This window comes from Pedobacter steynii, from assembly GCF_001721645.1.
Lineage (GTDB): Bacteria > Bacteroidota > Bacteroidia > Sphingobacteriales > Sphingobacteriaceae > Pedobacter > Pedobacter steynii_A.
This window is the reverse complement of sequence record NZ_CP017141.1, coordinates 3778125-3790489: the sequence shown is the minus strand read 5'-3', so window position 1 is coordinate 3790489 and position 12365 is coordinate 3778125. Positions and strand designations below refer to the sequence as shown.

Below are 12365 nucleotides of genomic sequence, written 5' to 3'. Positions count from 1 at the left end.
TTTAGTATCCGGGGTTTTGTTTAATTAAATGATTTGAGGCATCAACACTCACTTGTGGTATGGGAAGAATCAGCTTGTTTTCGTCTGTAAGGCTTTGTTTTACAGCTGTAGCCTGCAGGTCTCCGTTTTTGATATAACGAACAAGATCATACCAGTCTTCTCCTGATTCTCCACCCAGTTCCAGTTCTTTCTCTTTCCTGACCAGCTGAAGTAAGTCTTTCTGTCCGGAGGCAGTCACTTCCGGATTGCCTCGTTTGGTGTGCAGGATATTCAATGCTTTAAGGGCATCGTCTAAGTTTCCACCTGGTCTTCTGGCTTCTGCCTCTGCGTAAATCAGATAAACTTCCGCCAAACGCAGATAATATTCGGTATCGTTTCTGCTGCCTTGTACACCTGTACTGAACTTCCCGTTACCGTGCCATTTCAACAAATCTGCCGGATCTGAAGGAGTTCTCACAATAATCGATTTTCTGGCATCCTGCCTTAATAATTCAGTATACCGGTCTGTAAATTTATATCCCCCATCAGTCCAATAATAGGATTTTCCATTCTCAAAATAGATATTGTTGTTATTGGCAAAAGTAATAGAGGCCAACAGCACTTCATCAGCATTGTACTTTTCATTTGTAAAAAGACGAACAAAGTCTCCTGACAGTAGTGCCGGACCAGACATCACCTCTTTAGCCAATATGGCTGCCGCAGCATAATCTTTTTTATACAACAACACCCTTGCCTTTAAAGCTTTTGCAGCAAGTTTGGTCGCATATCCCTTCATGACTCCGGTTTTATACTCCGGGCAATCACTGATTGCTGCATCCAGATCCGAAAGGATAAATTCATAAGAGAGCTTAACGCTTGCCCTTGCAGCAACAGGTGAATTCGGAATATCCTTGATTTCAATTCCGTAACTGGACCCCATATCCCAGAACTGACCGAAGAGACGCAGGATGTAAAAATGTCCCAACGCACGGAGAAATTTTGCTTCTGAAATGATCTGGGCTTTACGTGGATCTGTAAGGGTTAAAGCGCCGGTTTTCAGAATTACAAAGTTAGCCGTCTGAATAAGTTGATATGGCCCTCCGTATAAATAACTATTTAAGCTGCTGTTATTTGGAGGCACATTATTGTTAAGATAAGGATTGCTGGATGCACCGGCGGCCGTCACGTTCAGTCCCATTAGTCCAACATAAATTGGGGTCTGGTTAGCCAGCGGTTCATCTCTTAAGCTATAATATGCGCCTGCCAACAATTTCTCAGCAGAAGGAATATCGACAACCACAGTACTTTCATCCAGCTTGTTTTCCGGCTTAAGGTCTGTTACATCCGTTAATTTACAAGCCTGCAAACTAATAAACAGCATACAGCTTAAAACGATTGATATAGATTTCATTTTCATCATCTTTTTAAAATTTAAGATTAACACCAAACGTTATACTTTGAGTAGTTGGATAAGTAGCAGTATCCCTTCCGTGATCCGTGAATGTGTTTTCACTGTTCACTTCCGGGTCCAGCCCTCTATATTTTGTCCAGGTAAATAAATTCGTCATTCCTGTAAATAACCTTACCTGTTGAATGTGCATCTTTTTTAATAACGCACTGTTAAAAAGGTAGCTCAGTTGTACATTCTTTAACCTTAGAAAAGATGTATCTTCAATAAAACGGTCTGTATTCGTATCAATATTCTGTCCAGGCCCGTTAACCACATTTCTCGGTTGCTGTGTATTTGTATTTTCAGGAGTCCATCCGGTAAGTACCAATGAAGAGACATTGTAGCGGTAGCCATTAAAAACATCATTATTCTGTTCTCTTGAAACTTTACTTCCTACATCAAACTGAAAAAGTGTGCTCAATTCCAATTGTCCATATCGGAAAGTATTATTCCAGCCCCCAAAATATTTGGGATTTTGAGAATAGCCAAGAATTGACCTGTCTTTGGTATCTATCCTGCCATCTCCATTGAGGTCAACAAACCTGACATCTCCGGGAGCCGTCTGTGAAGTCTGATAAAATGCACCTGGATTTCCTGTTGCTTGTCTGGCAATGGCATTTAACGCATCTATTTCTCCCTGATTCTGGTAAAGCCCATTTGTCCGGTATCCCCGGATTCCATTCAAAGGAAGTCCTTCGGTCAGAAGAATAGTACCGTACAATGCTGTTCCATAGGTCTTTTCTACTTTGTTCTTATTAAAGCTGATGTTAAAATCAGAGATCCAGGTAAACTTGTCATTGTTTACCGGAATAGCCGATATGGTAAACTCCCATCCCTGGTTGCTTACATCTCCAATATTCTTGTTTTGAAAACTATAACCATTGGATGAAGGAATACTGGGCCCGGTTATCATGCCCTCGGTATATTTCCGATAATAATTGATGGTGGTTTTCAGCCGTGACTTTAAGAAACTAAGCTCCAATGCCGCATCGGTCTGCGTCGTTCCTTCCCATCTGATGTCCGGATTCGGCTGCCCATCATCAGGATTTGCCCTAAGCCCGTTCACGCCATTATAGAAATAACCGGTGTTAAACAAAGTCAGGAACCCAAAACTTCCAAATGCTGAAGTTCCCGTTTTTCCTCTGGTTAACCTTAACTTCGCATCATCAATAAAGCTTAAGCCTTTCATAAAATTTTCCTGTGAAAATCTCCAGGCCAGACCTACTGAAGGAAAATATCCCCATTGATTTTCAGGTCCGAATTTGGTAGAATTATCTGCACGCCCACTTACCGTCAGGTAATACTTTCCATCGTAATTGTAATTGGCACGAAGAAAAAAAGATTCCAGACCACTGCTTTCTCCCCCGCTGCTGTAACCATTTATTGTGCCCGCAGAACCGAGGTTATTCAGTACATCATCATTAGGAAAATTGATGCTGTTTACGTTATTGAAATTACTTCTGTTCAAAGTCCAGGAAGCGCCTGCTACAGCATCTATATGATGTTTATCATAAGCTTTGGTAAAACTGAGCGTGTTGTCAAATATCCTGTTGGTATATTGAAAATTTTTATCCGTCCTCGACCCTTTTTGGTTCTGATTAATTACAGAGAGCATCCAGCTTGGGGTATAAGAAAACCCCGTATTGTGGTTTACATCATAGGAAAGCGAAGACCTCGCTTTTAAACCCGGAATGATTTCCAGCTCAGCAAACACAGAAGCCAGTAGCCTTTGACTTTCATTGATATCTGTAACCATTCTGGAGGCAACAGGATTATCATTAAAACCATCATTAGCATAAGACCCGTCCGGATTGTAAACCGGAATATCAGGCCGGTAATTCGCTGCCCCATAATTCATATAACTAGGCGAGGAACCACCAGTCTGCTTACTGAAACTGTAATTCAGGTTTGTTCCTATTTTTAAAAGATTAAAGAACCTGGATTCCACATTCGCCCGTAGCGAGTAGCGCTTAAAACCGGTATTGATCAGCACTCCTTTCTGGTCAGTTAAGCCTGAAGAAAAGCCATAATTAGTCTGCCCATCCCTGGATGCACCCATTACGCTCAGGTTGAGGTTCTGAATAAGCCCCTTCTGTATCACTGCTCTTTGCCAATCTGTATTTGCCGTTCCGGGAAAATCTTTTCCCTCAATTGGAACTCCGGCTTTTTCATAGGTTTCTGTCATGAATTTTATATATTCCGGACCAGACAGCGCGTCCAGAAATTTATACTGACGATCTGTGGAAACATCATAATTAAAACTAAAAACCGGCTGTTCCCCTGCCCTTCCGCGTTTGGTGGTCACAATAACCACCCCATTTGCAGCCCTGGAGCCATAAATAGCAGTTGCAGTAGCATCTTTTAAGACTTCTATATTCTCCACATCATTCATGTCTATTCCTGCCAATGGGTCCATTAGTCCGTTTGCAGGAACAAAACGCGCTGCATCTGTTCCACCCCCATTAAACAGTTGGACCGGAATTCCATCAATCACAAACAGCGGATCATTCACTCCACTTGCAGTCGACAGCCCCCTTATTCTGATCGAAGCTCCGGCACCAGGATTTCCATTAGGTCTGCTCACCTGAACACCTGCAGCTCTTCCTGCAAGGGCCTGCGTGAAATTAGTGGCTACCTGCTTTCTCATTTCATCTCCGCCAATAGTGGCGACTGTACCAACAAGGTCTTTTCTTTTGGTTGTTCCATAACCAACAACAACAACCGCCTCCAGCCTTTCCTGACTCTCGGCAAGTGTAATCCGGATATTATTCTCACCCTTAACGGCAACATCTTTAGTCTGGTAACCCAAATAGGAAACTGACAATACAGCATTTTCTTCTACCTGCTCCAGATTAAACTCACCACGGCCATTTGTCTTTGTTACCTTACCAGTACCTTTAACTTTTACACTTGCACCCGGTAAAGGAAGGCCTTTTTCATCCAATACAAGCCCATGAATGTCAATTGCCTTAAGATAGCCTACCAGGCGATCAAGGAATGTTTTATCTATGGTCTGAATAACAATGGTCTTATCCTTAATAGAATAGGATAAATCGCTGGCAGCAAGGGCCTGTTTTAATACTTTTTCCAATGTTTCGTTTTGAAAAGAAACATCTACATTTTTAACTTGCTGAATTTGAATGGATTGCCATAAGACATCATAACCAGTCTGTTTTCTGATTTCATTAAAGATATATTTAAGGGATGCACCTTTCTTATTTATCGTAATCCGCTGTGCAAATCCACTGGCATTGACCTGTAACAGCAGACTCGTCATTAAAATGATAACTAACTTCATCACTAAAAGAAGTTTAGGGGGTAGCCATAGTTTGGGCATACCAAGGTTAAAAGCATTTATTTTCATACTTTTGGTTTGTTTTGGGTTAATACATGAATAGTTCTCTAAAACTTTTTTCCGGTATTACCGGAGGGGTTAACTCAAAATTATAGCGCATCCCGAGGCCAATCGGGGTGTGCTTTTTCAAGTTACCCGCGATACTTAAGTCTGACCCTGTAGTTGTTTTTTCATTGTTGATTTGTTTATGGTTTGTTGATATTTATTTGAACTTACGATACCTGGTGGTTTCAGGGCATCACCGTAATTTTCCTTCCTTCAATTTTAAAATGAACTGCATTTGTCAGTTCAAGCATCTCCAATACCTTGGAGACATTTTCAAATCTGTTCACTGTTCCTCCAAATACCTGCTGAGCTGTCGTCCTCCCTTCGTATACCACTTCTACATCATACCATCTGGCGATCTTTCTCATAATGCTTTCAATACTTTCATCATTAAACATAAACCAGCCCTTTTTCCAGGCAACGTCATATTCCGGATCTACCCTGATTACCCTGATGGGGGTATTCAGGTTTGTTTTTTTATCGTTCCAGGCCTGTTGATTGGGGTTAAGCACCATAGCATGTGGTGTTTCAGGATAACTGACACACACTTTACCTTCCAGTAAGGTGGTTTTAGTAAAGGGCTCATTGTCGTAAGCATTGACATTGAAATGAGTGCCCAGTACTTCTACCTTCGCTCTGTCGGTCAGCACAATAAAAGGCGTTTTCTTTGGAAACTGTTTCGCAACTTCAAAATAGGCTTCACCTTTCAATACCACTTTCCGTTCTGTTGCCGAAAATGTATTGGGATATACCAATGAAGAAGCGGCGTTAAGCCAAACCTTAGTCCCATCAGGAAGAATAACCTGATATTGTCCACCTTTGGGGGTGGTTATGGTATTATTGCCGGACTGTTTTTGTGCAGACTGTTTACCGCTCAATATATATAACAGCTGACCATCCCGGGTTTTCGTCACCTTTATCCCCGATTCTTCAGCAATAGTTCCGTTGGCCGCATCTGTTAATGAAATCTTCCGGCCATCTGTAAGGGTAAGCACTGCCCGGTTTCCTCCAATACCAATATCGTTATGCCGATAGGAAATCATATCCTGTTTTTGAACCGGACGGAAAATAAAAAAGATGCCAATGCCCAAGACCAGAAACAATACTGCCGCAGCAACCATTCGGGGCCATAATCTCATTGAAGATGAACGGTCCATATGTCTGGTCAATCCCTCCAGTCCAAGCAGGTATTCCTGCTCTATTTTCTGCGGACTAAGATCTGTAGCTCCAGCCTCATATTTAAGATACCAGCTTTCTACAATGACTTTTTCTTCATCCGTAGCCATTCCTGAGTTGTACTTATCTAATAAATCTGTTGCTTTTTTCATTGAGTTGCTCCCTGCAAATATTACGGGCCATAAACAAATGACACCTAAGACCGGGCTATAGAGTAGATGATTTTTAAAAAAAGATTAAAAAGATATTTACCCCCAACTTTTCTCTTAAAATACGAAGTGCATTTCTAACCTGGGTACGTACCGTATGCGGACTCAGGTCAAGCTCCAGGGCAATCTCATTATGGCTCATCTCCAGGTTACGGCTCATTTCAAAAATCAGACGCATTTGTGGGGGCAAAGCAGCAACCTCTTGTTCTACGAGCTGAATCAGCTCTTTTTCCCGAAGTGTATCTTCTGTAATATTGCTTCCCCGCTCCATAAAATTCTTTAAGGAAAGGCTGTAATTATCCCGCACCTTCTGATTTCTATACAGGTTCAATATCCTGTTGCGCACCGCGGTATATAAATATGAGGCCAGGCTCCCGCTCAATTGAAATGAACTGTGGTTATCCCAAAGGTTAATAAACAACTCCTGGATAATATCCCTGATCTCTTCCTGATCGGGCAATCGCCGGTAAGCATGGCTATAAAGAAGAGGTTGATAACGTTTGTAAATTTCTGTAAGCGCTCCTTTTTCCCCATGTCTTAACATGACGGTCAATTCCTGATCAGAAAAAGTATGGTAAATTTTCATCAATTGAACACGGATGCATCTCTGGCACAAAATGCTTCAGAATACAATTTCCCCCTTTCAATTATAGTGAATTATTTTTGAAATGCGGCGTTTCTATGTCCGATTCAATGGGCAACACTCAACTCCTTAACCTTTTTAACCGGCCAGAGTGTAGAGATAATCGTTAATGTACCTGCCACCGCACCCAGAATCAGGGAAAGAACAGCAGCATCAAAGCCATACCCTTCGGGTACCGTCAGCTGCACAAAAAGCATCGCCGCTAACATCACTACCAGGGAGGCAGCGCCATTGGCCCCTGCCATTTTAAACATGAATTTATTCTTGGTAAAATTGTCCGGGAGTACAAAACCAGCCTTCCCTTCTTCGGATAAAATAATAGTCTTCCTCAGCATATCAAAAGTGATGATAAAAGGAAGAAACAAAGCCATAGGTAATAGAAAACGGGCAAAGCAATATTCACCCTGAAATAAATAAACCGGCCCCAGGTTCCGAAGGGTCAGATATGGGATGGTGGTATTGAAAATAACATTCGGAATGATATACAACAGCAGCTTCTTTTGTACAAACTTCTTCAATGCCGTATCTCCTTGCTTTTTTATCTTAAACATATTCTGCCATCACTTCTGCCATCAATAATTCCATTGCTTTATCCCGGATTGCTCCCGCTTCATCTTCCGGTAAAAAAGTATCATTAGAAAGAAAGGCAAAGTCCATTTTCTTTCTAAAAGTACTGACCACCAATGTATTTGCATTTCTCCATGGAAAACCAACATTAGGGCTATGCAGAGCCTCCACCTCAAAAGAATCATACTTATCCGGAATTCTAAGCCTCCCCATATTGGAAAGGGTAATGTCATGCCCTCCGTCAGTTGCCTTCAGGTGTTTCACCATCTTATCTACAGAAGCATGAAAATATTCACTCATCACCAGGAGTTCATGTACTTTCATCGCAGCAATCTTTTTCACTAGATCTCCTTTTAACAGTTTCGCTTTCGCCCAGAAGCCAAGGCCTTTCTCTTTAGAAAGAGAGAGTTCCGCTATTGGTGCAAAAGCAAACATCGCATCTTTCCTGATCTCCGTCACAAAGTGTCTTACATCCACCGGGCAAATCACTTTGCCCTGGGCTTTATTTCCTCTTACCAGCAGGAATGCTTCCATAAAGGCCACACATAATGCAGCATGTAAGGTTACACCCGCATCTTTACAGGCTCCGGCCAGACTGGATGTTTCTGCCTCGGTTAAACTCCAGTGTAAAAGATAACCCTCTCCTTTCGGATGTTTGTTCTTTGCAGACTTGAGCAAAAAGAACAACTTCGCCAGCACCGCAAACACCCTTGTTTTTAACACCTTCGCCGGGGTACTCCTAAAAGAAGGCGACAATAATTCTTCGATCGAATTAAAGGAGGGATAAGGAATCAATTCCCGTTCCGGACGGTCCATTAACTGAAGCATTTCCGACATCAGTGCCACAAAGGTAGTCCCGTCGCAAATGCAATGCGGACATACCAATAACAGATCAGAAACTTCCGTTCCTTTAATCCAAACCACCCTCGCCAGCGGCAGGTTTTCACCATCAAACAGCTTTTTCCACTCTATTTTAGATTGTTGTTGCCAATCCTCTTCCCCCAGCCTTTCTACAATCCTCACCGGAATTTCTTCCAGATTATTGCCCGATACAAAATGAGGATAGCCTGCAGCATCTTCTTTTATCCGGGTACGTAATAATGGATGTTTCTGCTGGATTTTAGCCAGGGCAATCCGTAGGTTTTCAGCACGTACCGCTCCACGGATTTTAACCGGAAAAACACAATTAAGCGGGGTCTCCGCATCTACATACATGATTCTTTCGCCAATGATCAGCTTTCTTCTCATAATCTATTGATGATTTCCATTATTTTATTTTGTATCTCCACTGCCTCTGTATAAGGAATAAAACCTTCGCTGGCAATGAAAGTAAAATCCATTTGTCCACGGTAAGTAGAGGTAACCAGGGTGGTGGTATTTCCCAAAGGGCCAATCACAGAAGGACTGAATATGGTTTCCAGCTCAAAGTTTTTGTACTGATGGGGAATGTCTATTTTCCCAAGATTAGAAAACATACAGTCATTACTTGACTTTCCATATTTTAAAAACTCAGTAAACCGGTTTAAAGAAGCATGAGATTCTTCCATCATCATGATCGTATCATAAGCATCCAGTTTAGCTGTTTTCCGGTCTATATCTGCCTGCATCTTTCTGGCATTGCCAAAAAAATCCAGTTGCTGGTCTGCAGAAACAACGAACATCAATCCAAAAGCAAAGATGTGGTCTCTTTTGATTCTTGGCGCAAACCTGCGGATGTCTACCGGACAGGAAATCTTATTGTGAAACCCTGCTTTTCTAACCTCCTGAAAAGCCTGTAATACCGCTGCACAAAGCACCGTATTTACAGTTACCTTTTCAGATTTACATTTGAGCATCAGGCGGTCGCTGAGTTCCTTTTCCAGCTTCCAATGCAGCATATAGTCTTTCTTACGCGCAACCAGGTGTTTTTTTAACGGAACAATCCACAGTGCAAAAGTCGCAACGCCACCAATTAACTTGGCCTTGATCATTTTTTTTCTGCTCTTCAAAATCTCTGCAGGGATGATGTCCTGTATGCTCATGATCGGATCTTCCTTGCCGATATTCGCAGTGCCATCGTCCATGAGGAGCAATAATTCTGCTAAGATGGCCATCGCAGAACCCCCATCGCAAAGGCAATGGTGGATCACCAGGATCAGCTCTGAAAATTCAACACCCCGGATCCATACTACCCGCATTAAAGGTCCTTTCCGGGTATTAAAAACGCCTGACCATTCCTGCATAGATTCGTTTTTCCAATCTTCCTCTCCTGTTCGCTCCGTAATGCGGACTGGAATCGAAGCGGTAACAGCTTCATCAACCACAAACCAGGGCATTCCCCGCGCATCATTTTCTACACATGCATTCAATAAAGGATGTTTCTCCTGAAGCTTTCTTAAGGCCTGATACAGGTTTTCCTCTGGGAAAGTTCCTTTGATCTTTATCGGAATTACCGCATTAAAAGGCAGCTCTCCGTTTCCATGAAGCATGCGCTCGGCAAATAGCAGTTTTCTTCTCATATTGGTCTCCTTATGCTCAGTTAACAGCTTGTAATACCTGTTCAGCAGCGGCAAACTCTTCCAGCAGCTGAACGGCTTTGTCATTTCCGCCGGCAGCAGTAAACGTCTCTTTAATCCGTAAAGCGGCATTTCTATACTGCGGGTTTTCCAGCAATTCAAACACTGCATTTTTCAGGTCTTCAATACGCAGACGCTTGTAGCGGATCTTGATGCCACAACCTGCATTTTCAATAAGCTTAGCCGTATGAAAATGATCGTAGGCGATAGGAGTAATCAGCATCGGCAAACCGTTCATAAAAGTATCATTTACGGTATTGAACCCGCCATGGCAAATCACGGCATCCATCATCGGCATCAATTCTGCCTGCGGGACAAAACCATTCACAATAAAATTATCAGGCCATTTCTCGAAAATATCCGGATTTGTTGCCGCTACAATCGTCACCGGGGCATCTGCAAAGGCATCGATCAGTTTCTGAAAGAAAGCCGCCCTGATGTCAACCAATAAGGTTCCCAGAGAAACAAATACTTTAGGAGTAGTCGCTTTCTCTAACCGCGCCCAGTCAAAATCAGCGTGATTTGGCCTGCCCTTAACCGGCCCCACAAATTTCATATGTGGTTCAGGGTTTTCAATTCCTGCAAATTCGGCAGAAGTGAACACCAGGTTGAGCTTACGTGAATGGATCACAATGTCGTCACCATAAACCTTGAACTCTCTTTGCAGCCCCTTCACCAGGTTTTCCTGCCATTCAAATATTTTAGGGGCACTGTTTGCGGTATCGCCCATCACATCTGGTGGTACGGGGGTGGTGGTTACACTCGGAATCCCTCTGATATGAGCCAGCAAAGCACCTGCAAAAGTGATACAATCATTCACAATCACATCCGGCTGCCAGACATCTACAAACTTTCCCAACCCTTTCATCATGATTCGCGCTACCGGAACATAGGTTTCTTCCAGCGCCAGTTTCATCACTTCAGGACCAGAGCAGGAAGGACCGTCATCCTGAAGTTTCAGAATTTTTTGAAGCTCCTCCTGGTATTCTTCCAGGTCAGCTTCAGGATAAATATATTCACCTCCGGCAGGGAGATGTGAGGCCGCAACGGGTACAATCCCCAGCCATTTTACTTCATGCCCACGGGCGATTAAACTAGCGCCAATGCTTAACGTAGGACTGAGATGACCAAAAAACGGAGGTACAACGAATAAAAACTTTGACATAATTTTTTCTTTAATTATTTAACAATCTATCACGGGTTCCTGAGCCAGTTCAACCAATAGATCGGCCGCTTTTTCTGTTCCCCCTGCCCTGTTGAAAGAGCCACTGATCTCCCTTGCAGCATCCCTGAATCCGGCGTTACCTAATATTTCAACAACCGCCTCTTTCAGGTGTCTCGCTTTGAAGCGGTTAAAATTTAACCTTAAACCGGCGCCTACACGGACTACCCTTCCCGCCACATGCGACTGGTCGTAGGCAATAGGTACCACCACCATCGGTAAACCATGAGTTAAGGTTTCACATACGGTATTGTGTCCCCCATGACAAACGACGGCATCCAGACAAGGCAGCAACTCCAATTGCGGAACACTGCGCTGCACGATAAAATTATCGGGCCATTGCTCAAACAAGGAAGGATCAGAAACCACCACGACTGTTAAAAGTTCATTTTCAAAGGCCTCAATTACTTTTGCAAAAAAGCTTTTTTTATGCTCATGATCGAAAGTAGTCCCGATACTCACTAATATTTTTTTATTCCCGGGGATACGTTCCAGCTTCTGCCAGTCGAAGTCTGGCTGCTCGGTTCTCTGATGAATAACCGGGCCAACAAAACGATAGTGCTCCGGAAGTTCCATCTCTCCAAAGAATTCACTGGAGGTCAGGACCATGGTCAGCTCTTCTGAACAGGCAATGGCAGTCTCCCGCTCTATACCAAATTCTTTCTGCAGGGCAATCACCTGGTTCATCTCCCATTCATGAACTTTAGGCAGCTCATCCATCACCTTAATCGCAGCAGGTGCAGTTACTGAAGTCGCATAGGAATATCCTTTATTGCTCGCTGCAATTGCTCCAGCAAACATCTGATGGTCGGTAATCACCAGATCCGGTTTGAAGCGGTCCAGCCAGCCGGCAATGCCTTCATAACTATGCCTGTTCAAAGGGATCAGCACTTCTTCATATAAAAACTTAATGCTGTCTATTCCGTAAACGATCTTCTTGGTGATGATATCCAGGTATTTTTCGCTTTCCTGTTTTTGCAGGTCGTCTTCTGCATACTGGATCAGCAGCAATTCTCCTCCTTCGGGAAGTTTTGATGCTAAAGCAGCATCCAGGCTAATCCAACCGACCTGATGTCCCCGTTTTAGCAATACGGCTCCGATGCTTAAGGTTGGATTAATATGTCCTGTTAAGGGTGGAACTACAAATACAAATCTTGCCATAGG

Annotated in this window: 9 protein-coding genes; all 9 read right to left on the bottom strand. The window is 43.0% G+C overall.

The window, feature by feature from the left end:
- Position 1: 1 nt before the first annotated feature.
- The 9 genes from BFS30_RS15815 to BFS30_RS15775 all read right to left on the bottom strand — a co-directional run bounded on the left by BFS30_RS15815 (position 2) and on the right by BFS30_RS15775 (position 12362).
- Positions 2-1390: a RagB/SusD family nutrient uptake outer membrane protein gene (locus tag BFS30_RS15815; protein WP_167353155.1), complete on the bottom strand. Its 1389-nt coding sequence runs from the start codon at positions 1388-1390 to the stop codon at positions 2-4.
- Positions 1391-1403: 13 nt separating this feature from the next.
- A complete protein-coding gene (locus BFS30_RS15810; RefSeq protein WP_237028762.1) occupies positions 1404-4727 on the bottom strand; it encodes a TonB-dependent receptor in 3324 nt (1107 codons plus the stop codon).
- 287 nt (positions 4728-5014) lie between these two features.
- Positions 5015-6157: a FecR family protein gene (locus BFS30_RS15805; RefSeq protein WP_069380178.1), complete on the bottom strand. Its 1143-nt coding sequence runs from the start codon at positions 6155-6157 to the stop codon at positions 5015-5017.
- Positions 6158-6230: 73 nt separating this feature from the next.
- Positions 6231-6800, bottom strand: coding sequence for an RNA polymerase sigma factor (locus tag BFS30_RS15800; protein WP_069380177.1), 570 nt, complete (start codon positions 6798-6800; stop codon positions 6231-6233).
- A gap of 104 nt (positions 6801-6904) precedes the next feature.
- Complete coding sequence (locus tag BFS30_RS15795) at positions 6905-7408, bottom strand: hypothetical protein (protein ID WP_069380176.1); 504 nt, start codon at positions 7406-7408, stop codon at positions 6905-6907.
- Positions 7401-8672 carry a condensation domain-containing protein gene (locus BFS30_RS15790; RefSeq protein WP_069380175.1) on the bottom strand — a complete coding sequence of 424 codons (1272 nt, stop codon included), beginning with the start codon at positions 8670-8672 and terminating at the stop codon, positions 7401-7403. The genes BFS30_RS15795 and BFS30_RS15790 overlap by 8 nt, the downstream gene beginning before the upstream one ends.
- Entirely contained in the window at positions 8669-9922 is a 1254-nt protein-coding gene (locus BFS30_RS15785; protein WP_069380174.1) for a condensation domain-containing protein, read from the bottom strand. Before BFS30_RS15785 ends, BFS30_RS15790 begins: the two co-directional genes overlap by 4 nt.
- 16 nt (positions 9923-9938) lie before the next feature.
- Positions 9939-11144 (bottom strand): glycosyltransferase, encoded by a 1206-nt coding sequence (locus tag BFS30_RS15780; RefSeq protein WP_069380173.1) that lies wholly within the window; start codon positions 11142-11144, stop codon positions 9939-9941.
- Positions 11145-11162: 18 nt separating this feature from the next.
- Positions 11163-12362: a glycosyltransferase gene (locus tag BFS30_RS15775; protein ID WP_069380172.1), complete on the bottom strand. Its 1200-nt coding sequence runs from the start codon at positions 12360-12362 to the stop codon at positions 11163-11165.
- Between the last annotated feature and the right edge of the window lie 3 nt (positions 12363-12365).

Excerpts from the sequence above, each read along its gene's own strand:
- BFS30_RS15815 (WP_167353155.1), bottom strand. The coding sequence starts at position 1,390 with ATGAAATCTATATCAATCGTTTTAAGCTGTATGCTGTTTATTAGTTTG.
- BFS30_RS15810 (WP_237028762.1), bottom strand. The coding sequence starts at position 4,727 with ATGAAGTTAGTTATCATTTTAATGACGAGTCTGCTGTTACAGGTCAAT.
- BFS30_RS15805 (WP_069380178.1), bottom strand. The coding sequence starts at position 6,157 with ATGAAAAAAGCAACAGATTTATTAGATAAGTACAACTCAGGAATGGCT.
- BFS30_RS15800 (WP_069380177.1), bottom strand. The coding sequence starts at position 6,800 with ATGAAAATTTACCATACTTTTTCTGATCAGGAATTGACCGTCATGTTA.
- BFS30_RS15795 (WP_069380176.1), bottom strand. The coding sequence starts at position 7,408 with ATGTTTAAGATAAAAAAGCAAGGAGATACGGCATTGAAGAAGTTTGTA.
- BFS30_RS15790 (WP_069380175.1), bottom strand. The coding sequence starts at position 8,672 with ATGAGAAGAAAGCTGATCATTGGCGAAAGAATCATGTATGTAGATGCG.
- BFS30_RS15785 (WP_069380174.1), bottom strand. The coding sequence starts at position 9,922 with ATGAGAAGAAAACTGCTATTTGCCGAGCGCATGCTTCATGGAAACGGA.
- BFS30_RS15780 (WP_069380173.1), bottom strand. The coding sequence starts at position 11,144 with ATGTCAAAGTTTTTATTCGTTGTACCTCCGTTTTTTGGTCATCTCAGT.
- BFS30_RS15775 (WP_069380172.1), bottom strand. The coding sequence starts at position 12,362 with ATGGCAAGATTTGTATTTGTAGTTCCACCCTTAACAGGACATATTAAT.